We start from the raw sequence: 24151 nt of genomic DNA, 5'->3' as shown, positions 1-24151 counted from the left end.
CAGATGCGAAGCCGTCGTTCCCGGCCGGGAACGACGCGTAGAGTCGACTCAGAACAGGTCTGCGTCCAGCGCCATCAGCGTTGCCGCACCAGCGCGCGCCTTGCGGATCTCGGCGGCGGTTTCCGGCAGCAGCCTGGCAAAGTAGAAACGTGCCGTGGCCAGCTTGGCGGTGTAGAACTTGTCGCCGCTCGCTTCCTTCTCCAGCGCGATCTTGGCCATGCGGGCCCAGAAGTACGAGAACACCAGGTGGCCCACCACGCGCAGGTACGGCACCGCGGCGGCGCCCACCTCGTCGGCATTGCCCATCGCCTTCATGCCGATTTCCATGGTGAGCTTCTGCACCTTGTCGCCAATGTCGGCGAGCGGGTTGATGAACTCCTGCATGGCTTCGTTGGTGCCTTCGGCTTCAACGAATTCCTGCACGATCTTGCCGAAGGCCTTCATCCTGGCGCCCATGTCGCCCAGGATCTTGCGGCCCAGCAGGTCCAGCGCCTGGATGGTGTTGGTGCCTTCGTAGATCATGTTGATGCGCGCATCGCGCACATACTGCTCCATGCCCCACTCGGCGATATAGCCGTGGCCGCCGAACACCTGCATGCCCTCGTTGGTGGACGTGAAGGCGTTGTCGGTCAGGAAGGCCTTGATCACCGGCGTGAGCAGCGCGACCAGGTCGCCGGCCTGCTTGCGCACGGCTTCGTCGGGGTGCGACAGCTCGCGGTCGATCTGCAGCGCGGTCCAGTAGCTGAAGGCGCGGCCGCCTTCGGCGTAGGCCTTCTGCGTCAGCAGCATGCGGCGCACGTCCGGGTGCACGATGATCGGGTCGGCGGGCTTGTCCGGCGCCTTCGGGCCGGTCAGCGCGCGCATCTGCAGGCGGTCCTTGGCGTAGGCCAGCGAGTTCTGGTACGCCACTTCGGTCAGGCCCAGGCCCTGCGCGCCCACGCCCAGGCGCGCGGCATTCATCATCACGAACATGGCGTTCAGGCCCTTGTTGGGCTCGCCCACCATCCAGCCGCGCGCGCCGTCCAGGTTCATCACGCAGGTGGCGTTGCCGTGGATGCCCATCTTGTGCTCGATCGAGCCGCACTTGATGCCGTTGCGCTCGCCCGGGTTGCCGTTGGCATCGGGGATGAACTTGGGCACCACGAACAGCGAGATGCCCTTGGTGCCGCCCGGCGCGTCCGGCAGGCGTGCCAACACCAGGTGGATGATGTTCTCGGCCATGTCGTGCTCGCCGGCCGAGATGAAGATCTTGGTGCCCGAGATCAGGTACGACCCGTCGGCCTGCGGCTCTGCCTTGGAACGCAGGATGCCGAGGTCGGTGCCGCAGTGCGGCTCGGTCAGGCACATGGTGCCGGTCCACACGCCGGAGACCAGCTTGGGCAGGTAGGTCTGCTGCAGTGCGGGCGTGCCGTGCGCGTGCAGCGCCTCGTACGCGCCGTGCGACAGGCCCGGGTACATGGTCCAGGCCTGGCCGGCCGAGTTCAGCATCTCGTAGACCACATTGTTGATCACGATCGGCAGGCCCTGGCCGCCGAATTCGGGATCGCACGCCAGCGCCGGCCAGCCGGCCTCGACGTACTGCTGGTAGGCTTCCTTGAAGCCGGTGGGGGCCTTGACCACGCCGTCGCCGACGTAGGTGCAGCCTTCGCGGTCGCCCACCTGGTTGAGCGGGAACACCACGTCCGAGCAGAACTTGCCGGCTTCCTCGATGACCTGGTTGATGGTGTCCGCGTCGATGTCCGCGTGCGGCGGCATCGCCTTGAGTTCGGCTTCGGCGCCGAGCAGTTCATGGAGCACGAACTGCATGTCGCGCAACGGTGCGGTGTACTGGCCCATCTGAGACTCCTTGGAGTTGTGCGATGCCGCCACGCCGCCCGTCCCGCTTGCGCGATACGGTCCGACCGGGGCGACCTCAGGTACGGTAAGACTGAATCAGCTTGTTGAGCGCGACCATGGCAAGCTCGGCACTGTCAGGCAGGCGCAGGAAACGGGCGTCATGATGCAAGCCTAGTTCAAGGCTGTACATCTCGAACAGCATCAGGCGCGGATCGCAGTCCGCGCGCAGGTGCCCTTCCTCCCGCGCCTGGTTGATGGCGCGCGTGAGCGCTGCCCGCCAGATGGTGACGCTCTTGACCAGCTCGTCACGCACCAGGCTGCCGGCACGGTCGTCGTACTCCACGGCGCCGCTGATGTAGATGCATCCAGTCGTCACTTCCTGGATGCGCTTCTCCATCCAGCGCCGCACCATCGACCACAGCCGGGGCAGGCCGCGCGGCTCCTGCAGCGAGGGATAGAACACCTCCTGCTCGAACCGGCGGTGATACTCCCGCACCACCTCCACCTGCAGGTCTTCGCGCGAACCGAAATGCGCGAAGACACCGCTCTTGCTCATCTGCATGCGTTCCGCGAGCAGCCCGATGGTCAGACCTTCGAGCCCGTCGCGGGACGACAATTCCAGTGCGGCATCCAGAATCGCCACGCGCGTCATTTCACCCTTGCGCATTGGCGCGGGGGAGGCGGCGGCGGATTCGAGACGGGCTGACTGGTGTCGCATGTTTTTTCTCCGTTCTGCGGGGCCCTGCTGCGGCCCCGCGTATGACCCTGACGTTGCATTATTTGCTTGCGGCCGAACCGGCGGATTTGCCGGTGCATACCGCGAATGCACGCAGTCTAAGCCAAAAAAGAACGGTCGTTCAGATTATTCTGGCGCAGCAGCCGACCATCAAGCTTTTAATTAGACCGCTGTTTCTAAACGGACTGCAATGCAGCATGTCCGTCATGTCGGTCTGGCTTGCGCCGCGACCGGTTGCAGCGAGCGCCGTGCCGCATGGCAGCAAACGCACACCGCGCTCGCGGCTTATCGTTCAGTAGCGCCCCGCGACACCGGCAATGACGACACCCAGGCGCAGCAGCATATAGGCCGCCCAGTTGGCCAGCCGGTGCAGCGGCGAGCGGCGCGCATGCACCTCCGGCATCACGCGCACGCTGCGGTGCGCAATGGCGTATTCCAGCGCGGTGCGCAGTTCAGCGGCGAAGGCCGCATCATAAACGGCGACGTTGGCTTCGCGCGCGAGCAGCAGGCTGAACGGGTCCATATTGCTCGACCCGACCGTGGCCCAGGCCTCGTCGACCACGCCCACCTTGGCGTGCAGGAAGCTCTCGGCATACTCGTAGATCTCGACGCCGGCCTCCAGCAGCGAGGCATACAGCGCATGGGTGGCGTAGTGCTGCAGCCGGTATTCGACCCGCCCCTGCAGCAGCAGCCGCACGCGCACGCCGCGCGCGCGGCACGCCAGCAGCGCGCGCCGCATCTTGTGGCCAGGCAGGAAGTAGGCGTTGGCAAGGATCACGTCGTGGCGCGCGGCGCCCAGCGCGCGCAGGTATTCGCGCTCGATGGTGCGGCGGTTGCGCAGGTTGTCGCGCAGCAGCAGCGCGGCGCGTACGCCGCCCGCGGCTTCCGGGCGCGGCGGCAGGTCGGTGACGAGCGGGTAGTCGGCCACCGCGGCGGCGCGTTCGGTGCCGTGCATATCGCGCAGCGACAAGCGCCACCAGAGCCGCTCGGCGGACAGCGCGATGCCGTCCACCAGCGGGCCGCCGACCTGCACCGCGAAGTCATAGCGCGGCCCCAGGTTGGCGCCTTCGAACGGGCCGTGGTTGTGGTCGTCGATGATATTGATGCCGCCGACGAAAGCCACGCGCCGGTCGATCACCGCCAGCTTGCGGTGCAGCCGGCGCAGGTGGCGCCGCGCCAGCCGGAAGCCGCGCAGCATGCGGAACACGCGCAGTTGCACGCCGCCGGCGCGCAGCCGCGCGGCCAGCTCGGCGGGCATGTCGCCGGCGCCGAATCCGTCCACGGTCACGCGCACGGTCACGCCGCGCGCGGCGGCGCGGATCAGCGCGTCGCTGACCGCGCGGCCGACTTCGTCATCGGCATAGATGTAGGTTTCCAGCATCACCTGGAACGCGGCCTGGTCGATGGCGGCGATCAGCGCGGGGAAGAAGTCCTGGCCGCCGTGCAGCAGCCGCACCGCATTGCCGATGGTGGGCTTGCCGCGGCGCCAGGTCCAGCGCAGCATGTGGCGGCGCGGCGCGTGGTCGCCGGCCGCGGCGGAGTCGTGCGCGCTGGTGTCGGCATGAGCGGAGTGGGAGATCCGTGACATGCCGTGATTATCGGACAGATTGCCGGGCGCAAGGCGCCGCGCGCACATTGGCAGGCGCATCTCTGCTATCGTCGAGACTGATGCTTGCCCGCGCAGCCAGCGACGGGCAATCGACGACTGACGCCCCCACGGAACCCATTGTGAAGGTATTCGGCATTACCGGATCGTCCGGCAGCGGCAAGACCACGCTGCTGGACCAGCTCATCCCCTGTTTCGTCGCCGCCGGCCTGCGCGTGGCCGGCGTCAAGCATACCCATCACGGCTTTGACCCCGACACGCCCGGCAAGGACTCCTGGCGCATGCGCGAGGCCGGCTGCGCCAATGTCGTGCTGGTCGGCGCGCGCCACCTGACGCTGATGCGCCACTACCCGGAAGCGGTGCCCTCGCCCGAACTGGACGATGCGCTCGCCGTGCTGCCGGCCGACACCGAACTGGTGCTGGTGGAGGGCTACAAGCGCAGTGATTTTCCCAAGCTGGAGGTATATCGCCCGGCACTGGGGCGCACGCCGCTGTGGGACGAGGTGCCGGGCGTGGTGGCGGTGGCAAGCGACGACCCTGCCGCGGTCGCTGCCATGACCGCGCTGCCGGTGCTGGACCTGAACGACCCGCAGGCGGTGTTCGCCTTCATCCGCGACTATCCGGACAGCGCGCGCTGAGTTCAGGCGGCCTTGCCGGCGGGCTCCGCGGGCATGGCCAGCTCGCCCTGCGGATGCCCCAGTTCCGCCACCAGCGGCACGTGATCCGAGCGCTGCGCCCAGTCGCGGCCGGTCAGCGCATGCGCGCGCTCGATCTCATAGCCGCGCACATAGATGCGGTCGAGCTGCCACCACGGCATATGGCTGGGGAAGGTATGCAGCCGCGCGCCGCGCGCGTGCGAGGCCTCGACCGCGCCCAGCGTATTGCAGATCTGCGCATCGAGCCGGTGGTTCCAGTCGTTGAAGTCGCCGGCGATCACCAGCGGCATGCCGGCCGGCACCACGGTGCGCACACGCTCCACCAGGGCCTCGGCCTGGCGTACGCGGCTGCGCGCGAACAGGCCGAAATGCACGCAGATCAAGTGGGTTTCCACCCCGTGCACATCCGCCACCGCATGAAGCAGCCCGCGCTGCTCGAAACGGTGGTCAGAAATATCGAGGTTTTCGGACATCAGGATCGGGTGGCGCGACAGGATCGCGTTGCCGTGATGGCCGTAGTCATAGACCGCGTTGCGGCCGTAGACCGAATGCGGATAGGCGTCAGTGGCCAGGTAGTTGAGCTGCGTATGCTCCGGATCAAACAGCGCCGCGGCCACCAGCCGGTCGTTGCGGTCCTGCACTTCCTGCAGGAAGACGATGTCCGCATCCATCGCATGCAGGCCGGCGCGCACGTTCTGGATGCGCGGGCGCCGCGAGATGCCGGTCACTCCCTTGTGGATGTTGTAGGTGACCACGCGCAGCTTCATGGCTGCGCTCCGTACACCGCCTGCCGCTCGCCAGCGCCAGCCCCGGCCGCGCGCCAGGCGAGCTGGCGGATGGCCTCGGCATTGCTGCTGGAAAAGCATTGCTGCGCGGCCTGCTCCCACGGTAGCCACTGGTATTGCAGATGTTCGCGTGGCGCCAGCGTCACCGGCAGCGCCTGCTGCACACGCAGCCCGAACCAGTGCTCGGTATTGCGCGTGACGCCTTCGGCATAGCGGTGGCGCCACTGCGGGTAGATCTCGTACTGGATGGTGTGGGCCCAGTCAGTCAGCTGGTGCTCGCCGGCGATGATGCCGGTTTCCTCGGCCACTTCACGCGCGGCGGTCAGGGCCAGGGGTTCGTCCAGGGTGTCGAGGCTGCCGGTCACGGACTGCCAGAACCCCGGGCGATCGGCGCGTTCCAGCAGCAAGACTTGAAGATCTGGCGTGTAAATCACCACCAGCACGGATTCCGGGATCTTGTAGGACATGGGTCTGGGCGAAAGGACAAACCCAAGGATAGCGCAGCCGCGCCACGTTGCCACGCGAAAGCGTGGCGGCGCACGCCCGAGGCGGCCCGCGGCAGCCTTCAGGCGGCGCTGCGCGCGCCATAGGTGGCACGGGGTGCCAGGTACGGCTCGTCGGCGGCGGTGCGCTGCCAGGTGTCGAACACCTGGGGCGAATCGCCGTGGCCCCAGGCCGCACGCAGCTGGTCCATCAGCGGCGCCAGCGCCTGGCGGTAGCGCTTGGACGCGCCATGCGCGTGCGTGGCCAGGGCGTCGGCGCGGTGCCGGACCTCGCCCTGCAGCCGCGTGCGCTCCAGCGCGATTTCCTTCTCGCGCTGTCCCAGCGAGTTGTACTTCTGGATCAGGAAGCGCTGGTAATCGCCGCCGTCCATGCCCTGCGCCGCCTGCGCGTTGACCTGCTCGAAACGCAGCACGATGCTGCCGGTTTCCTGCTCGATATGGGCAACCTCCGCGTCCAGGGCCTGCAGCGCCTCCTGCACACGCTGGGCGTCGCGGCGCAGCGCCTGCACCTGCGCGGCCTCGTCCTCGAACACGCGCTGCGCATCCAGGTAGGCCTGCACCACCGGCTGCGGCGCCACCACCAGCAGCGGGTCGGCGCCGTCGGCGCGCTGGCCGGCCAGCAAGGCGTCATCAGCCAGGCGCAGGTTGCCGAGCTCGTCCAGCCAGCGCCCGCGCGTCATGACCACGCCGACGGTATCCAGCGCCAGCCGGCGCAGCGCTTCGGCGCGCTGCATTTCCACCGGCTCGGCCGCCGCGGCGGGCGCGGCCGACTGCACCGCATGGGCGATGTCGGGCACGCAGGCGGCCACCGTGGTGGCCACCGATTCAGACATGGCCTGCGCCGAGCGGCGCACGGCGCGGCGCAGCTCGAAGCGTGCCAGCAGCATCATCACCAGTCCGGCCACCAGCCAGGTCAGGATGGTTTGGTCATGGGCCAGCAGGAACTGGCGGATCAGGTCGATATCCAGGGTCACGAATTTCCTCCCGAGTGCCGGAAGCCTTCATTGCGAGGCCGCTCGGCAAATTACGTGTCAAAGAGAGCAGACCCCGCCGCGGCGCCCTTCGTTCCGACCGGTAACAAATCGAAACCAATGCGCCGCGCGCCTCACAGCGCAGGCGACCCGACGTTGCGCATAAAGCAAAAAAGCCGCGCAATCGCGCGGCTTCCTTGCGGGCTCCGGGCAACTCAGGCCGTCGGCTTGGGCTCCGTGGCGCGCAGGCGGATGTGCAGTTCGCGCAGTTGCTTCTCGTCGACCGAGCTCGGAGCCTGGGTCAGCAGGTCCTGGGCGCGCTGGGTCTTCGGGAAGGCGATCACGTCGCGGATCGAGTCGGCGCCGGCCATCATCGTGACGATGCGGTCCAGGCCGAAGGCCAGGCCGCCGTGCGGGGGCGCGCCGTACTGCAGCGCGTCCAGCAGGTAGCCGAACTTGGCGCGGGCTTCGTCGTCATTGATGTTGAGCGCGCGGAACACCTTGCTCTGGATGTCCGAACGGAAGATCCGCACCGAGCCGCCGCCCATTTCCCAGCCGTTCAGCACCATGTCGTAGGCCTTGGCCAGGCACTTGCCCGGGTCGGTCTCCAGGTATTCCAGGTGCTCGTCCTTGGGGCTGGTGAACGGGTGGTGCATGGCCACCCAGCGCGCGTCTTCCTCGTCGTACTCGAACATCGGGAAGTCGACCACCCACAGCGGCTTCCAGGTGTCTTCGAACAGGCCGTTGGCCTTGCCGAAGTCAGAGTGGCCGATCTTCAGGCGCAGCGCGCCGATCGAGTCGTTGACCACCTTGGCCTTGTCGGCGCCGAAGAAGATGATGTCGCCGTCCTGGGCACCGGTGCGCTTGAGGATCTCGGCAATGGCGGCGTCGTGCAGGTTCTTGACGATCGGCGATTGCAGACCGTCGCGGCCCTTGGCCACTTCGTTGACCTTGATCCAGGCCAGGCCCTTGGCGCCGTAGATGCCGACGAACTGGGTGTAGGCGTCGATCTCGCCGCGCGAGATCGCACCGCCGCCCGGCACGCGCAGGCCGACCACGCGGCCGTTGTCGCTGTTGGCGGGGCTTGAGAACACCTTGAAGTCGACATCCTTCATCACCTCGGTCAGCTCGGTGAATTCCAGCTTGACGCGCAGGTCAGGCTTGTCCGAGCCGAAGCGGGCCATGGCCTCGCGGAACTCCATCACCGGGAACCTGGCGTCCAGGTCGACGTCGATGGCGTTCTTGAACACCGTGCGCATCATGTCCTCGAACAGGTCGCGGATCTCCTGCTCGGTCAGGAACGAGGTCTCGCAGTCGATCTGCGTGAACTCCGGCTGGCGGTCGGCGCGCAGGTCTTCGTCGCGGAAGCACTTGGTGATCTGGTAGTAGCGGTCAAAGCCGGAGACCATCAGCATCTGCTTGAAGATCTGCGGCGACTGCGGCAGCGCGAAGAAGTGGCCCGGGTTGACCCGCGACGGCACCAGGTAGTCGCGCGCGCCTTCGGGCGTGCTCTTGCCCAGCATCGGGGTCTCGATGTCGATAAAGCCCTGCGCATCGAGGAACTTGCGCACTTCCATCGCCACCTTGTAGCGCAGGCGCAGGTTGTACTGCATCTGCGGGCGGCGCAGGTCCAGCACGCGGTGCGTCAGGCGCGTGGTTTCCGACAGGTTGTCGTCGTCGAGCTGGAACGGGGGCGTGACCGACGGGTTCAGCACGGTCAGCTCATGGCACAGCACCTCGATCTTGCCCGAGGTCAGGTTGGCGTTCTCGGTGCCGGCCGGGCGCGGACGGACCTTACCGGTGACGCGGATGCAGAACTCATTGCGGATCTCTTCGGCAGCCTTGAACATCTCGGGGCGGTCCGGGTCGCACACCACCTGCACCAGGCCTTCGCGGTCGCGCAGGTCGATGAAGATCACGCCGCCATGGTCGCGGCGGCGCTGGACCCAGCCGGTCAGGGCCACTTCCTGGCCCGAGAATTGTTCGGTCACCAGACCGCAGTAGTGAGTACGCATGGAGGACATAAGGAGATTCCCGGTAAAACGCGGCCGCCCGAAGCACATCGGGCGGCCCGTGATCAGATTGGATGCTTAAGGATCGGTCGTCTCGACCGTTTCCTCGCTGCTGGCCCTGCCGGCCGGATTGGCCGGACTGGCCGGGGCTGCCGGCCGGGACATGCTGCCGTTCTTGCGCGGCAATTCCGCCGGTGCCACCACGCCCATCGAGACGATGTACTTGAGCGCGGCGTCGACGGTCATGTCGAGTTCGATGGTGTCGGCCTTGGGCATCATCAGGAAGAAGCCCGAGGTCGGATTCGGCGTGGTCGGCACGTAGACGCTGACGTATTCGCCCTGCAGGTGGTTCTGCACGTCGCCGCCGGGGCGCCCGGTCAGGAAGGCGATAGTCCACGAGCCCTCGCGCGGGTACTGCACCAGCAGCGCCTTGCGGAAGGCATTGCCCGAGGACGACAGCAGCGTGTCCGAGACCTGCTTGACGCTGGTGTAGATCGGGCCCACCACCGGGATATGGCCCAGCAGCGCTTCCCACCAGCGCACCAGGCGCTGGCCGATGAAGTTATGCGCCAGCAGGCCGACCAGCAGGATCACCAGCAGCGTGAGGATGGCGCCCAGGCCGGTCACGCGCTTGCCGAACATCAGCCGGTCCGGGCGCCAGGCCTCGGGCAGCAGCGCCAGGCTCTGGTCCATCGTGCCGATGATCAGGCTGAGCACCCACAGCGTGATGCCCAGCGGCACCAGCACCAGCAGCCCGGTCAGGAACCAGGTTTTCAGGGCGGAAGTCTTCTTGGCAACCACGGGGCGGGTCCGGCTCAATGGCAGGCGCAGGCGCTGCCGCAGCCGCCAGCTGCCGCGGGCGTGGCCGAAGCGGACGTGGCAGGACTGGCCGGCGATTCAGCCGCCGCCGGGGTGCTGGCCGCCGCTGCAGTGGCGCCACCCGCGGCGCCGGTCGCTGCCGGCGCGCCGGCGCTGCCGCCGCGGAAGTCGGTCACGTACCAGCCCGAGCCCTTGAGCTGGAAACCAGCAGCGGTCAGCTGTTTCTTGAACGCGCCGGCGGTGCCGCACGACGGGCAGTCCGTCAGCGGGGCATCGCTCATTTTCTGCAGCACATCGCGCCCGTGGCCGCAGGCGTCGCAACGGTAGGCATAGATCGGCATGGTGTTATTTCGCGAGAAAACTTCGGAATTGGTACAAAGGCGGACATCGGCGCGGGCCATGGCGGCCGCGGGAAATTCCCGTGCGACGATGCAAAGCCTTGAATTATAAACCGTTCCGGGGCCGCCTGATCGCCGGAAATGAGGGGGTGGCAGACCCCGGGCCGTCAGGCGATATGCACTTCCTTGACCGGCGCGTGATCTGCAATCCACTGCGGCAGCAGTGAACCGATCACCATGCCGCTGATCGAGAACAGCAGGCCCACCATTTGCGGCGGCACCACGGCATCGGCAAAGGCCACCTCGCAGGTCAGCCACGAAGACAGGCCCAGCAGGATCGCCGCCAGCCCGCCCTGGCGGGTGGCGTGCTTCCAGAACATGCCGAAGGCCAATGGCACGAACGACGAAACCAGGGTGACCTTATAGGCATTTTCGACCATATGGAAGATCGACAGGTGCGAGTTGAGCGCGAACAGCGTCACCAGCGCGGTGAATACCAGCACCACGGTCTGCATCACGCGCAGGAACTGCCGGTCGTCGAGGTGGCGGAAGTACGGGCGCAGGATGTTCTCGGCAAAGGTCACCGACGGCGCCAGCAGCGTGGCCGACGCGCAACTCTTGATCGCCGACAGCAGCGCGCCGAAGAACATCACCTGGGCGAACATCGGTGCGTGCTGCAGGATCAGCTTCGGCAGGATCAGCTGCGAATCGGTGTCGATGTACTTGGCCACCATGCCGGGGTCGATCATTGTGGCCGAATACGCCAGGAACATCGGGATGAAGGCGAAGCAGAAGTACAGCACGCCGCCCAGCACCGAGGCGCGCCCGGCGATCTGCTCGGTGCGCGACGAGGTCACGCGCTGGAACACGTCCTGCTGCGGGATCGAGCCCAGCATCATGGTGAACAGCGCCGCCGCAAAGCCGATGATCTGTATGAAATCCAGCGATGGCAGGAACTCGAACTTGCCGGCCGCGGCCGCGTGCGACACCACCGCCGTGACGCCGCCGGCCTGGCCGCTGACCTCGTAGCCGATATAGAGCATGCCGATCACGATGATGATCATCTGGATGAAGTCGGTGATGGCCACCGACCACATGCCGCCGAACAGCGTATAGACCAGCACGCTGGCCGCGCCGATCATCATGCCGGCCTCCTGCGACAGCGCGCCGTCCGAGACGGTAAAGAACACCAGCCCGAGCGCCTTGATCTGCGCCGCCACCCAGCCCAGGTAGGACACCACGATGCACAGCGTGGTCAGCACCTCGGCCAGCCGGCCATAGCGGTTGTGGTAGTAGTCGCCGATGGTCAGCAGGTTCATCCGGTACAGCGGCCGGGCGAAGAACAGGCCCACCAGGATCAGGCACAGCGACGAGCCGAAGGGGTCGGAGACCACGCCCGACAGGCCTTCCTTGAGAAATACGGCGGGGATGCCCAGCACCGTCTCTGAGCCGAACCAGGTGGCAAAGACGGTGGCGGTGACGATATGGAACGGCAGGCTGCGCCCGGCGACGGCGAAATCGGTGGTGTTGCGTACGCGCAGCGCCGCCCACAGGCCGATGCCGACCGAGATTACCCAGTAGATGATGACGAACCAGATCAGCATGCCGCTGCCCTATGCAGAAGTGCCCTTGTGGCGAAAAACCGAATGCCGGGCGGCGCATGAGTGCACGTTGCTTGCGCGCATCTGCCCGGAGTCCAATTCATCGGTCGGGGCCGCATATCGAGCTGCCTGGAGTTCTCGCGCTGGGCGGAAAACGCGGCCGGGGCTGCGGTCGTAGCCGAATCAAAACGCGGATTATAGCGACGCAGACCAGCGTGGGCGAAAAAAATTCCCTGCTGGCGCAAAAGCGCCACGCGGAGCATCGCCTGCGCCACAAGGGCTGGCCGGCGGCTGCCTCAGCCGGACCGGCGGCGCCAGACCTGCCAGCGCTCCTGCCCCTGGAACACCGGCAGCGGCGCGGCCGAGGGCCGGTCCTCCAGTCGCTCGAAGGCCGGTGCCAGCAGCGCGTCCAGCGCCTCGGCCGGCATCGCGAACGGCGGCCCGCCGCGGTTTTCGCCGAGGTAGAAGTAGCCGGCCAGCAGGCCGCTCGGCGGCAGCAGTTGCGCGACCCGGGCGGCATAGTCGGCCCGCATCGCCGGCGGCAACGCGCACAGGAAGGCCCGTTCGTAGATCAGCTCGCACGCCGGCTGCGGCGTGAAGGCAAAGAAATCGCCCTGCTGCACCACTACCCCCGCCGGCCCCAGCGTCCGCCGCGCCGACGCCACCGCCTGCGGCGAGAAGTCGATTGCCGTCACCGGCCAGCCACGCTCGAACAGCCACGCGGCCTCCCAGCCGTTGCCACAGCCTGGCACCAGGGTCGGACATGGCGCGCGGCCTTCAATGAACTGCCGGAATTCCTCGGGCACGCCGCCCTGGTCCCAGGGCGTGAAGCCCTGTTCGAAACGCTCGTCCCAGAACGCCGGGTCGGCGGCGTTGCGGGTGGCGAAGGTCGGCGCGGGCTTGGCAGGGTCGCTCATGGTCATCTCTAATATGGATCAGCCAGGGGTGCGCTACCAGTAGCCCGCCCAGCCCAGCACATGCGTCAGCACGATGCCGGCGACAAAGCCGCCCAGCAACAGCAGCCCGGTGCCGAGCAGCCGGTTGGTGCGGCGCTGCTCCACCACCAGCATCGCCAGCAGCTTGTCCTGCTCGCCGTTGCTGGTCAGCGCGCGCCGCTCCAGGAACTGGTGCGCCAGGCGCGGGAAGTCGGGCAGCATTTTGGCCCACAGCGGCGCCTCCACCTTGACCCGCTCCCAGGCGCCCTTCCAGCCCACCTGCTCGTGCATCCAGCGTTCCAGGAAAGGCTTGGCGGTCTTCCACAGGTCCAGGTCGGGGTCGAGCTGGCGGCCCAGGCCTTCGATATTGAGCAGCGTCTTCTGCAGCAGCACCAGCTGCGGCTGGATCTCGACATTGAAGCGGCGCGAGGTCTGGAACAGGCGCATCAGCACCATGCCCAGCGAGATTTCCTTGAGCGGCTTGTCGAAGTACGGCTCGCAGCAGGCGCGCACCGCGCTTTCCAGCTCTTCGATGCGGGTGTCGGGCGGCACCCAGCCGGACTCCACGTGCAGCAGCGCCACGCGGTGGTAGTCGCGCCGGAAGAAGGCGATGAAGTTCTGCACCAGGTAGTTTTTGTCGAACTCGGACAGCGCGCCGACGATGCCGAAGTCCAGCGCGATATAGCGGCCGAAGGTCTCGGGCTGCACCGACACCAGGATATTGCCCGGATGCATGTCGGCATGGAAGAAACCATCGCGGAACACCTGGGTGAAGAAGATCTCGACGCCCTCTTCCGCCAGCAGGTGCATGTCCACGCCGGCGGCCTTGAGCGACTCGGTGCGCGAGATCGGGATGCCGTGCATGCGCTCCATCACGAACACGGTGCTGCTGCACCAGTCCCAGAACACCTCGGGCACCAGCAGCAGGCTGGAGTCGGAAAAATTGCGGCGCAGCTGGCTGGCGTTGGCCGCCTCGATCATCAGGTCGAGCTCGTCGTGCAGGTATTTGTCGAACTCGGCCACCACCTCGCGCGGCTTCAGGCGCTTGCCGTCGGCCCAGAAGCGTTCCATCCAGGTCGCCATGTCGCGCATCAGCGCCAGGTCGCTGTCGATCACCGGCAGCATGCCCGGGCGCAGCACCTTCACCGCGACCTCGCGGCCGTGGCAGGGGCCACCCTTGAGCGTGGCGAAGTGCACCTGCGCAATCGAGGCGCTGGCCACCGGCTGGTGCTCGAAGGTCTCGAACAGCTGGTCCAGCGGCCGCCCCAGCGCGCGCTCGATGATCTTCACCGCCACCACCGAATCGAACGGCGGCACCTGGTCCTGCAGCTTGGCCAGTTCGTCGGCAATGTCCGCCGGCATCAGGTCGCGCCGGGTCGACAGCACCTGGCCGAACTTGACGAAGATCGGGCCCAGCCGCGTCAGCGCCAGCCGCAGGCGCTCGCCGCGCGGCATCTCGAGCTTGCGCCCGATGGTGATGACGCGCACCAGGAAGCGGATCCTGCGGCTGCTGAAGCCCGAGAGCACCAGCTCGTCCAGGCCGTAATAGAGGATGACGAAGAGAATCTTGCCAAGACGCAGGAGGCGGGTCATTCGGGAGTCTTCACAGGGCCGGGCAGGCAGTCATGTTGTTGGTGGATGGGATCGGGGCGCGGCCGGCTCAGCGGTGCGGCGACGGCAGCTTGCCGGACTGGCCCGACTGGCCCGACTGGCCGGAAGCCGGCCGCGGGCCGGCGCGCTCCAGCCGCTCCAATCGTTTTTCGAGCCGGGCCAGGCTGTCGCGCAGCCGGCCCACGTCGGTGCCGAAGGCATCGAGCGCGGCGTGGCGCACCAGAGTCGGATGCTCGTCCAGCAGGTAGTCGGTGACGTTGTCGACCAGGGCGCGGCCCACGCGCGTGGCCTGCTCATGCACCTGGCGCGCGCCGTCGACCACGCGCTGCGCCACGCTGTCGCTCACCGGCCCGCCCAGGATGCCGCGCAGCGCGCGCGACAGGTCTTCGGCGGCGTCCCAGCGCAGGTTGCGCGCCAGCGTCGAGACGGTGTTGGCCAGCTCGGCGTCGCCCTCGATACGGACATGGCGCATGGCGGCGGCCTGGCCGCCTTCGGCCACGTCGGCGGCCACCAGCGGCCACTGCTGCACCGGCACGCGCAGCGTCACCGCGGGCGCCTCGGCCTCGGGCGCCGGTTCGGTGCAGCCGTGCTCCGTCACCTTCAGCGACAGCACGAAGGCGGCCGCATCGAAGCGGATCACGCGCCCGGCAAACGGCGTGAGCTGGTTGCGGGCCCACGGCTCCTGCTCAAGCAGGTGGTTCAGCGCCGAGATGGCGGGCATGGCCAGGGCGGAAGGCAGAGTATTCATGACAGCGCGGTTGGCGGGCAGGCAGCGACGCCGCAGGTCGGGCGTCCCAAACAAAAAAGGCCCACGCTTTCGCGTGGGCCTCCATTCTAAGCTACTCCCCCCGGCGCATCACCGCCGCGGGGTGCGGCATCAGGACTCTTGCTGGATGCCGGCCAGCAGCCAGCCGCCGGTGCCGCTGGCAGGCTTGGCCAGGTTCCAGACCTCGCCGAACGGCTGGGCCGCCTCGCCGGACTTCTCGCGGATCATGCCCGAGAAGCGCACGCTGGCGATATGCTGGGCCGCGGCCGACTCGATGCCGAGCAGCTGGGCTTCGAGCGTGACCACGTCGGTCTTGTTGACCTCGGCGCCGCGGTCGGCCAGGTCCATCTTGATCTCGGCGAACATCTCCGGCGTGGTGAACTCGCGGATGTCGTCCAGGTTGCCGGCATCCCACGCGGCCTGCAGGCGCACGAAGTGGACCTTGGCGTTGCGCAGGAAGGCTTCGGTATCGAAGTCGGCCGGCACGCCCCACGGCTGCTGGGCCACCGCATCGGCCGCGACCGGGGCTGCCGATGCTGCCGGCAGTACCGTATTGGCGGCCGGGCCTGCCGGGCTACCCGACGACACAGGCGTCGGCTCGCCGCGGAACATGGGCTCGGCGTTGCGGCCCAGGTTCGGCGCGTTGCCGGCGCCGGCGTAGGCCGGCTGCTGGGTGCGCTTGCTGCCGCCACGGAACTTGCGGATCAGCCAGATCGCGGCGAACGCCACCAGCGCGATCAGGATCAGGTTGGACAGGAAGCTCAGCGCCGCGCCGCCCAGGCCGAAGTGCGACAGCAGCCAGCCGATACCCAGGCCGGCGGCGATGCCGCCCAGGATGCCGCCCCAGTTGCGCTTGGGCGCCGCGGCCGCGGCCGCGCCGGCTGCACCGGCCGTTGCCGGAGCCGCCTGTTGTGCGGGCTGCTGCGCCTGCTGGGTCGGCGAAGTGGGCTGCGGCGCCTGCTGGCGCTGCGTGACCGACTCAGATTGCTTGCCGATGCTGCGCGAACCGCCCATGCGCTTGGCATTGGCGTCGAACATCACTCCCAAGGCAATCGCGGCAATCAGCGACCCAACCAGGAACTTTCCACGAAATGACGACATATTCTGCTATCCCCTGTCAGTTTCACCCTATATGCGGGCGAGGCATGGCGATTTCAAGTCTTCTTAATACTTGCGCCCGACGTGGAGCGCCACCACTCCGGCCGTCAGATTGAAGTATTCGACATTTTCCAGGCCGGCATGTTCCATCAAGCGTACAAGTGAAGCCTGGTCTGGATGCATTCTGATCGATTCCGCGAGATAGCGATAGCTGGGGGCATCCCCTGCCACCCGCTCACCCAGCCACGGCAGCACCTTGAAAGAATAGACGTCGTAGGCCTTCTCCAGGGGTTTCCACACCTTGGAGAACTCCAGCACCATGACCTTGCCGCCCGGCTTGACCACGCGGCGCATCTCGGCCAGCGCGGCATCCTTGTGCGTCATGTTGCGCAGGCCGAAGGCCACGGTCACCAGGTCGAAATGGTTGTCCGGGAACGGGATGCGCTCGGCGTCGCACAGGCACACCGGGGTGACGATACCCTTGTTCAGCAGCCGGTCGCGGCCCACGCGCAGCATCGACTCGTTGATGTCGGTCAGCCAGACCTCTCCGGTCGGACCGGCCTGCTTCGCGAACGCCTTGGCCAGGTCGCCGGTGCCGCCGGCGATGTCCAGCACCTTGTGGCCGGGGCGCACGCCGGCCTGGGCGATGGTGAACATCTTCCAGAGCCGGTGCATGCCGCCCGACATCAGGTCGTTCATCACGTCGTACTTGCTCGCCACCGAATGGAACACGCCGGCAACCTTGTCGGCCTTTTCCGCTTCGTCGACCTTTTCAAACCCGAAGTGGGTTTCACTCATCTTTCAGACTCCAGGGTAATCGGTTCGGCGCGGCTCAGTGATGGCCGCAGCCGTGGCCGCCGGCAGCGCCGGCGGCGGGCATCGGGCTGTCGCGGTCGGCGCCGGCGGCTTCCAGGCGCTGCAGGTAGTCCTGCCAGAGCGCATCCTGGTTGTCGCCGAGGCGGTATAGCAGGTCCCAGGAATAGATGCCGGTATCGTGGCCGTCGGTAAAGCGGATCAGGATCGCGTAGTTGCCGACCGGCTCGACCGCGTTGACGCCCACCTCGCGCTTGCCGGTCTGCAGCACTTCCTGCCCCGGGCCGTGGCCCTGGACTTCAGCGGACGGCGAATACACGCGCAGCAGCTCGAACGGCAGCCGGAAGCTGCGGCCGTTGTCGAAGCCGATCTCCAGCACGCGGGATTGCGTATGGACGGTCAGCGCGGTGGGATGAGGGGTGTCTTTTTCCAGGCCTGCCATGATGATCGCGGCCCGGTTAGGGTCGCTCCTGAGGGGGTGATTGCCGCGCGATGCTGCCGGTACGGCACGGCATCACGCATCGCATACGACCCGATAGCTTACCCCAGGCTCGCCGGCTTGCGCAGCCCGGGCCGCTTCCCCGTCCTGCGGCACGTAACGCAGGCGCCGTTGATGATAGGCCGCCACGGTGCTGCGGTGGGCAATGCTGATGATGGCCGCCTGCGGCAGCGACTCCACCATCAGCCGGTACATGGCGCCTTCGGTTTCCTCGTCCAGCGCGCTGGTGGCTTCGTCCAGGAACAGGTAGTCCGGCTTCTGCAGCAGCGCGCGCGCAAAGGCCAGACGCTGCTGCTCGCCCGGCGAAAGCCGCAGCGCCCAGTTGTCGAACACGTCGAGCTGGTCCGCCAGCGCCGCCAGCCGCGCCTGGCGCAGCGCCGCCTGCAGCGCTTCCGCGCTATGCACGGTGCCGGCGTCCGGGTAAGCCAGCGCATCGGCCAGCGTGCCGATCGGCAGGTAGCTGCGCTGCGGCAGGAACAGCATGCGCGCGCCGTCGGGCATGGTCACGGTGCCGCTGCCGTACGGCCAGATCCCCGCCAGCGCGCGGAACAGCACGCTCTTGCCGCAGCCGGACGGGCCGCTGACCAGCCAGCGCTCGCCCGGCGCGACCGACAGCGAGAACGGCGCCACCAGCGGCCGCTGGCCCACGGCCGCGCTGCGCGCGGCGCGTACCGGCAGTGCCAGCGCCAGGCCGTCGATGGTGATGCCATTCTGCGGCTTGCCGGTATGTTCCACCTCGATATCGCGCACGCCGCCCGGCGCCAGGTCCTGGCGCTCGGCCACGCGGATCGCTTCCTGGAAATCGATCAGGCGGTTGGCGGCCGCCTTCCAGCCCACCAGCGTGGCGTAGCTGTCGACAAACCACGACAGCGCGCCCTGTACCTGGCCGAAGGCGGAGCTGGTCTGCATCAGGCCGCCGAGCGTCATCTTGCCGGCGAAGTAGCGCGGCGCCGCCACCAGGATCGGGAAGATGATGGCGAACTGCGCATAGCCGGAGCTGACAAAGGTCAGCCGCCGCGTATAGCGCATCAGCTGGTTCCAGTTGGCGCGGATGCGGTCGAAGCGCGCGCGCAGGCCGGCCTGCTCGGTGGGCTCGCCGCGGTACAGCGCCACCGGCTCGCTGTTCTCGCGCAGGCGCACCAGCGTGAAACGGAAATCCGCCTCGTACTGCTCTTGCTGGAAGTTCAGCCCGATCAGCGGGCGGCCAACCACGTGCGCCACCAGCGAGCCGATCACCGCATAGCCCGCCGCGAACCACACCATATAGCCGGGGATGGTCCACTCGGTGCCGCCCAGCGCAAAGCTGATCGGCCCCGATACCGTCCACAGGATGCCGACGAAGGACAGCAGCGTCACCACCGAGTTGAGCAGCCCGAGCGACAACGACAGCGCGCCGTCGGTGAACTGGCGCAAATCGTCGGCGATACGCTGGTCAGGGTTATCGGTGGTGTGGGTCTGCTCGATGCGGTAATAGGCCTGGTGCCCGAGCCAGTGGCCCATGAAGCGGCCGGTCATCCAGGTACGCCAGCGCATCTGCAGCATCATGGTGTAGTACTGGCGCGAGATCGCCGCCACGATGAAGAACGCCGCGATCCACGAGAAGCGCAGCAGCAGCACCTTGAACGAGGCGTAGTCGCGCTGCTCCAGGGCGTTGTAGAACACGCGGTTCCACTCGTTGAGCAGCACGTTGATATAGACGATGCCAAGGTTGAGCACCACCACCAGCGCCAGCAGGCCAAGCCCGGCGACGCGGTCTTCGGATTTCCAGTAAGGCTTGATCAGCGCCCAGGTGGCGGCCATGCGCAGCCGGCTCTGGATCTTTAGGGCCCGGGCAGGGACGGCAGGGCCCGGTACGGTGACTGAGGTCGGAGTGGAGGACATAGCGGCAGTGCTTGGCCCGTCAGCGGATGCCGGCCGGGCTTGTTGTTCTGGATACCGTGGCGGCAGGCCACGGCGGCAACAGCATTCAGACGGTCACGGCCAGGCGTGGGTTCCGCGCGCCCCTCAGGCGTCGCCGGCTTCGAGCAGCGAAAGCGCCGTACGCAGCGCCGGCAGCCGGCTGGCCAGCTCCTGCACGCGCACGGCATCCGCCGCGCGCTGCGGCGCGGCCCAGATTGCCTCGGGGAAATGGGTGTCCCAGCGGTAGCGCGGGATAATGTGCCAGTGCAGGTGCGGCACCATATTGCCAAAGGCCGCCAGGTTGACCTTGTCCGGCGCCATGACCTCGCGCACCACCCGTTCGACACGTGCGACCAGCCGCATCAGCCAAGCCTGGTCGGCATCGTCCAGGTCGCTCAGCTCGGCCACGTGATCGTTCCAGACGATGCGGCAGAAGCCCGGGAAACGGTCATGCTCGACCAGGATCAGCCGGGCGCGGTCGCCCATCCAGACCAGTTCGCCGCCGTCGGTCTCGCACAAGGGGCAGTTGGATACGCGCGCCATCGTCGAGACTCAGACCAGCACCCGCTCGATACCGCCGGCGTTCGCCTTCGCGACGTACTCAGGCATCCAGTTCTCCCCGAGCAGATGCTTCGCCATCTCGATCACGATGTAGTCAGCCTGCACCGTGGCATCTTCCTTGTAGCGCGACAGCCCCTGCAGGCACGACGGGCAGCTGGTCAGGATCTTGACGTCGCCGGTGAAGCCGTCGGCGCGCAGCTTGTCGGCGCCCTTGGTCATTTCCTCTTCCTTGCGGAAGCGGACCTGCGTCGAGATATCCGGACGCGTTACCGCCAGCGTGCCCGATTCACCGCAGCAGCGCTCGTTCTTCTCGATCTTGCCAAGGCCGGTGTTGCCGCCCATCAGGTCATTGACCAGCTTGGTCGGGTCCATGGTCTTGATCGGGGTGTGGCAGGGATCGTGGTACATGTAGCGGGTACCGGTCACGCCTTCCAGCTTCACGCCCTTCTCGAGCAGGTATTCGTGGATGTCGATGATGCGGCAGCCCGGGAAGATCTTGTCGAATTCATACCCGGCAAGCTGGTCGTAGCAGGTGCCGCAGCTCACCACCACGGTCTTGATGTCAAGGTAGTTCAGGGTGTTGGCCACGCGGTGGAACAGCACGCGGTTGTCGGTGACGATCTTCTCGGCCTTGTCATACTGGCCGTTGCCGCGCTGCGGATAGCCGCAGCACAGGTAGCCCGGCGGCAGCACGGTCTGCACGCCGACGTGCCACAGCATCGCCTGCGTGGCCAGGCCCACCTGCGAGAACAGCCGCTCCGAGCCGCAGCCCGGGAAGTAGAACACCGCTTCCGTTTCCGGCGTGGTCGCCTTCGGGTCGCGGATGATCGGCACGATCTCGTTGTCTTCGATGTCGAGCAGCGCGCGCGCGGTCTTCTTGGGCAGGTTGCCCGGCATCTTCTTGTTGATGAAGTGGATCACCTGCTCGCGCACCGGCGCCTTGCCCACGGTCGCGGGCGGATGCGCGGTCTGCTTCTTGGCGAACTTCTTCAGCACGTCGTTGCCGAGGCGCTGCGCCTTGTAGCCCCAGTCGATCATGACCTTGCGGGTCAGGTTGATGGTCTCGGGGTTGGTGGCGTTGAGGAAGAACATCGACGCCGCGGTGCCGGGGTTGAACTTCTTCTGCCCCATCTTGCGCAGCAGGTTGCGCATGTTCATCGACACATCGCCAAAGTCGATCTTGACCGGGCACGGCGTCACGCACTTGTGGCAGACCGTGCAGTGGTCGGCCACGTCGGAGAATTCGTCCCAGTGCTTGACCGAGATGCCGCGGCGGGTCTGCTCTTCGTACAGGAAGGCCTCGACCAGCAGCGAGGTCGCCAGGATCTTGTTGCGCGGGCTGTACAGCAGGTTGGCGCGCGGCACGTGCGTGGCGCACACCGGCTTGCACTTGCCGCAGCGCAGGCAGTCCTTGACGCTCTCGGCAATGGCGCCGATATCGCTCTGCTGCATGATGATCGACTCATGCCCCATCAGGCCGAACGACGGCGTGTAGGCATTGCGCAGGTCGGCGCCGGGCAGCAGCTTGCCCTTGTTGAAGCGCCCTTGCGGATCGACCTTCAGCTTGTAGGCGCGGAAGTCGCCGATCTCTTCCTCGGTCAGGAATTCCAGCTTGGTGATGCCGATGCCGTGCTCGCCCGAGATCACGCCGTCCAGCGAACGCGCCAGGTCCATGATGCGGGCCACCGCGCGGTGCGCGTCCTGCAGCATGTCGTAGTCGTCGGAGTTGACCGGGATATTGGTGTGCACGTTGCCGTCGCCGGCGTGCATGTGCAGCGCCACGAAGACGCGGCCGCGCAGCACCTGCTTGTGGATCTTCTGGGCTTCGTCCAGGATCGGCTTGAACTCGCCGCCGTTGAAGATCTTGCGCAGCTCGGCGCGGATCTCCGACTTCCACGACACGCGGATGGTGCGGTCCTGCAGCAGGTGGAACACGTTGGCGTCCGGCTGCTGCTGCAGCCGCGCCTCGAACTCCTGCCCGAGCAGCCCCAGCCCATGCCCGATCAGCGAGGCTTTGGCCTGCACCAGCGGCAGGTCCAGGTGGTCCTGCAGGTAGCGCCAGCGCGCGCGGACCTCGCGCAGCAGCGTCAGCGCGTGCTGCACGCGGTCTTCCAGCAGCTCGGCGCTGGGGATCTCGTTGGCGTCGTCGCTGCGGCCCAGCGGCAGGTTGCCGCGCGCAAAGAATGCTTCGAGCGTGTCGACCAGCTTGAGCTTGCTCTTGATCGACAGCTCGATATTGATGCGCTCGATGCCGTCGGTGTACTCGCCCATCCGGTTCAGCGGGATCACCACGTCTTCATTGATCTTGAAGGCGTTGGTGTGCTTGGCGATGGCGGCGGTACGCGAACGGTCGAGCCAGAACTTCTTGCGCGCCTCCGGGCTGACGGCGATAAAGCCTTCGCCGCTCTTGCCGTTGGCCATGCGGATCACTTCCGAGGTGGCGCGCGCCACGGCGTCTTCATCGTCGCCGACGATATCGCCGATCAGCACCATCTTCGGGAAGGCGTTGCGCTTGCTCTTGGTGGCGTAGCCGACCGCGCGCAGGTAGCGCTCGTCCAGGTGCTCCAGGCCGGCCAGGATGGCGCCGCCGGGCTTCTTGGTCTCGGCGTCGAGGAAGTCCTTGATCTCGACGATGCTGGGGATGGCGTCGCGCGCCTGGCCGAAGAACTCCAGGCACACCGTGCGGATGAACTTCGGCATGCGGTGCAGGATCCAGCGCGCGCTGGTGATGATGCCGTCGCAGCCTTCCTTCTGCACGCCGGGCAGGCCCGCCAGGAACTTGTCGGTGACGTCCTTGCCCAGGCCTTCCTTGCGGAACTTGCGGCCTTCGATCGCCAGCGTCTCGGTGCGCAGCACCTTCTCGCCCGGCGCACGGTTGCCGTCCGACCACTTCAGTTCGAAGGTGGCCACCGGCACGTCGTGGATCTTGCCCAGGTTGTGGTCCAGCCGGGTGATTTCCAGCCAGTTGCCCTCCGGGTCCACCATGCGCCACCAGGCCAGGTTGTCCAGCGCGGTGCCCCACAGCACGGCCTTCTTGCCGCCGGCGTTCATGGCCACGTTGCCGCCGATGCACGAGGCATCGATCGAAGTCGGGTCGACCGCGAACACCAGGCCGGCCTTGTCGGCGGCATCGGCCACGCGGCGCGTCACCACGCCGGCGCCGGAGAAGATGGTCGCAACCTGATGCGACACACCGGGCAGGTCGGTCTGCTCGACCGGGCCGAGCTGTTCCAGCTTCTCGGTATTGATCACCGCGCTCATCGGCGTCAGCGGCACGGCGCCGCCGGTATAGCCGGTGCCGCCTCCGCGCGGGATGATGGTCAGGCCGAGTTCGAAGCAGCCCTTGACCAGGCCGGCGATCTCTTCCTCGGTATCCGGGGTCAGCACCACGAACGGATATTCCACGCGCCAGTCGGTGGCGTCGGTCACGTGCGACACGCGCGACAGGCCGTCGAACTTGATGTTGTCCTTCTGCGTGACGCGGCCCAGCACGCGCTGCGCGCGCTTGCGCAGGTCGTAGGCGGCGGCGAATTCGTTCTTGAAATCCTCGATCGCCTGCTTGGCGAAGGCGACCAGCTGCTCCACGCGGTGCGAGCGGTCCTCGGCGGCGGGCTCGGCGTGCTCGGCACGGTCGGCGGCGCGGCGCTTCTCGATCTCGTTCAGGCGGTGGTGCAGCGCGCTGACCAGCATCTGGCGGCGCTTGGGATTTTCCAGCAGGTCGTCCTGCAGGTAAGGATTGCGGCGAACCACCCAGATATCGCCCAGCACCTCGTACAGCATGCGGGCCGAGCGTCCGGTGCGGCGCTCGCTGCGCAGCTCGTCCAGGATGCGCCAGGCTTCCTCGCCCAGCAGGCGGATGACAATCTCGCGGTCCGAGAAGGACGTGTAGTTATAGGGGATTTCACGCAGGCGCGGCGGGGCGTCCTGCGCGGCGAGCTTGGCGTCGAGCACGAGTGGGGCGTTCATTGGGGGACCGCTTCCTGCTGCGCACGGGGACTGTGCGCGAATCGTTCATTAAAGGGCGATTGTACTTCAACCCCTGCTTTCGCTGCACCGCAACATAGAGGAATCCTTGTCGGAACAAGGGATTAGGCGGCTTTCTGGCC

Annotated in this window: 21 protein-coding genes; 2 read left to right on the top strand and 19 right to left on the bottom strand. The window is 67.1% G+C overall.

Going from position 1 to position 24151, the window contains the following annotated elements:
- Positions 1-48: 48 nt before the first annotated feature.
- A complete protein-coding gene (locus AC3WLF_RS08570; protein WP_492319038.1) occupies positions 49-1836 on the bottom strand; it encodes an acyl-CoA dehydrogenase C-terminal domain-containing protein in 1788 nt (595 codons plus the stop codon).
- A gap of 76 nt (positions 1837-1912) precedes the next feature.
- Positions 1913-2503 carry a TetR/AcrR family transcriptional regulator gene (locus tag AC3WLF_RS08565; RefSeq protein WP_026201385.1) on the bottom strand — a complete coding sequence of 197 codons (591 nt, stop codon included), beginning with the start codon at positions 2501-2503 and terminating at the stop codon, positions 1913-1915.
- Positions 2504-2595: 92 nt separating this feature from the next.
- Here AC3WLF_RS08565 and AC3WLF_RS08560 point away from each other — a divergent pair, with 92 nt between their 5' ends.
- Complete coding sequence (locus AC3WLF_RS08560) at positions 2596-2871, top strand: hypothetical protein (protein ID WP_492358085.1); 276 nt, start codon at positions 2596-2598, stop codon at positions 2869-2871.
- On the opposite strand, the gene clsB is transcribed toward AC3WLF_RS08560, so the two are convergent.
- Entirely contained in the window at positions 2865-4208 is a 1344-nt protein-coding gene (clsB, locus tag AC3WLF_RS08555) for a cardiolipin synthase ClsB (RefSeq protein WP_492358099.1), read from the bottom strand. The genes AC3WLF_RS08560 and clsB overlap by 7 nt on opposite strands.
- 92 nt (positions 4209-4300) lie before the next feature.
- Here clsB and mobB point away from each other — a divergent pair, with 92 nt between their 5' ends.
- Positions 4301-4816, top strand: coding sequence for a molybdopterin-guanine dinucleotide biosynthesis protein B (gene mobB / locus AC3WLF_RS08550; RefSeq protein ID WP_010813932.1), 516 nt, complete (start codon positions 4301-4303; stop codon positions 4814-4816).
- Between the two features lie 2 nt (positions 4817-4818).
- On the opposite strand, the gene AC3WLF_RS08545 is transcribed toward mobB, so the two are convergent.
- From AC3WLF_RS08545 to AC3WLF_RS08470, 16 genes are all read right to left on the bottom strand, one after another.
- Complete coding sequence (locus tag AC3WLF_RS08545) at positions 4819-5601, bottom strand: endonuclease/exonuclease/phosphatase family protein (RefSeq protein WP_492319037.1); 783 nt, start codon at positions 5599-5601, stop codon at positions 4819-4821.
- Positions 5598-6086 carry a dihydroneopterin triphosphate diphosphatase gene (nudB, locus tag AC3WLF_RS08540; protein WP_010813934.1) on the bottom strand — a complete coding sequence of 163 codons (489 nt, stop codon included), beginning with the start codon at positions 6084-6086 and terminating at the stop codon, positions 5598-5600. Before nudB ends, AC3WLF_RS08545 begins: the two co-directional genes overlap by 4 nt.
- 98 nt (positions 6087-6184) lie before the next feature.
- On the bottom strand, positions 6185-7096 hold the full coding sequence (locus AC3WLF_RS08535; RefSeq protein WP_492297330.1) for a hypothetical protein: 912 nt from the start codon (positions 7094-7096) through the stop codon (positions 6185-6187).
- Between the two features lie 212 nt (positions 7097-7308).
- The gene (gene aspS / locus AC3WLF_RS08530) at positions 7309-9117 is read right to left on the bottom strand and encodes an aspartate--tRNA ligase (RefSeq protein ID WP_011614526.1); all 1809 of its coding nucleotides are present in this window, start codon (positions 9115-9117) and stop codon (positions 7309-7311) included.
- A 66-nt stretch (positions 9118-9183) separates the two neighbouring features.
- A complete protein-coding gene (locus AC3WLF_RS08525) occupies positions 9184-9906 on the bottom strand; it encodes a DUF502 domain-containing protein (protein WP_035822762.1) in 723 nt (240 codons plus the stop codon).
- A gap of 14 nt (positions 9907-9920) precedes the next feature.
- Positions 9921-10265: an FmdB family zinc ribbon protein gene (locus tag AC3WLF_RS08520; protein WP_492319034.1), complete on the bottom strand. Its 345-nt coding sequence runs from the start codon at positions 10263-10265 to the stop codon at positions 9921-9923.
- A gap of 164 nt (positions 10266-10429) precedes the next feature.
- Positions 10430-11866 carry a high affinity choline transporter 1 gene (locus tag AC3WLF_RS08515; RefSeq protein WP_492319033.1) on the bottom strand — a complete coding sequence of 479 codons (1437 nt, stop codon included), beginning with the start codon at positions 11864-11866 and terminating at the stop codon, positions 10430-10432.
- 293 nt (positions 11867-12159) lie between these two features.
- Positions 12160-12780 (bottom strand): methyltransferase domain-containing protein, encoded by a 621-nt coding sequence (locus AC3WLF_RS08510; RefSeq protein ID WP_492358084.1) that lies wholly within the window; start codon positions 12778-12780, stop codon positions 12160-12162.
- A gap of 33 nt (positions 12781-12813) precedes the next feature.
- Complete coding sequence (gene ubiB / locus AC3WLF_RS08505) at positions 12814-14391, bottom strand: ubiquinone biosynthesis regulatory protein kinase UbiB (RefSeq protein ID WP_492319031.1); 1578 nt, start codon at positions 14389-14391, stop codon at positions 12814-12816.
- Between the two features lie 67 nt (positions 14392-14458).
- Positions 14459-15157: a ubiquinone biosynthesis accessory factor UbiJ gene (locus tag AC3WLF_RS08500; protein WP_492355834.1), complete on the bottom strand. Its 699-nt coding sequence runs from the start codon at positions 15155-15157 to the stop codon at positions 14459-14461.
- A 129-nt stretch (positions 15158-15286) separates the two neighbouring features.
- Entirely contained in the window at positions 15287-16276 is a 990-nt protein-coding gene (locus AC3WLF_RS08495) for a Tim44 domain-containing protein (protein WP_492358083.1), read from the bottom strand.
- Positions 16277-16339: 63 nt separating this feature from the next.
- Positions 16340-17071, bottom strand: coding sequence for a bifunctional demethylmenaquinone methyltransferase/2-methoxy-6-polyprenyl-1,4-benzoquinol methylase UbiE (gene ubiE, locus AC3WLF_RS08490; protein WP_010814445.1), 732 nt, complete (start codon positions 17069-17071; stop codon positions 16340-16342).
- Positions 17072-17105: 34 nt separating this feature from the next.
- The gene (locus AC3WLF_RS08485; RefSeq protein WP_492319028.1) at positions 17106-17528 is read right to left on the bottom strand and encodes a gamma-butyrobetaine hydroxylase family protein; all 423 of its coding nucleotides are present in this window, start codon (positions 17526-17528) and stop codon (positions 17106-17108) included.
- A 72-nt stretch (positions 17529-17600) separates the two neighbouring features.
- Positions 17601-19466 carry an ABC transporter ATP-binding protein/permease gene (locus AC3WLF_RS08480; protein WP_492319027.1) on the bottom strand — a complete coding sequence of 622 codons (1866 nt, stop codon included), beginning with the start codon at positions 19464-19466 and terminating at the stop codon, positions 17601-17603.
- Between the two features lie 123 nt (positions 19467-19589).
- Entirely contained in the window at positions 19590-20027 is a 438-nt protein-coding gene (locus AC3WLF_RS08475) for an HIT family protein (protein WP_492319026.1), read from the bottom strand.
- A 9-nt stretch (positions 20028-20036) separates the two neighbouring features.
- A complete protein-coding gene (locus AC3WLF_RS08470) occupies positions 20037-24011 on the bottom strand; it encodes a DUF3683 domain-containing protein (protein WP_492355835.1) in 3975 nt (1324 codons plus the stop codon).
- Positions 24012-24151: the final 140 nt, after the last annotated feature.

The organism is Cupriavidus sp. FW306-01-F10A, assembly GCF_058782785.1.
The sequence above is the reverse complement of the archived record's forward strand: the minus strand, read 5'-3'. Positions and strand labels throughout refer to the sequence as shown.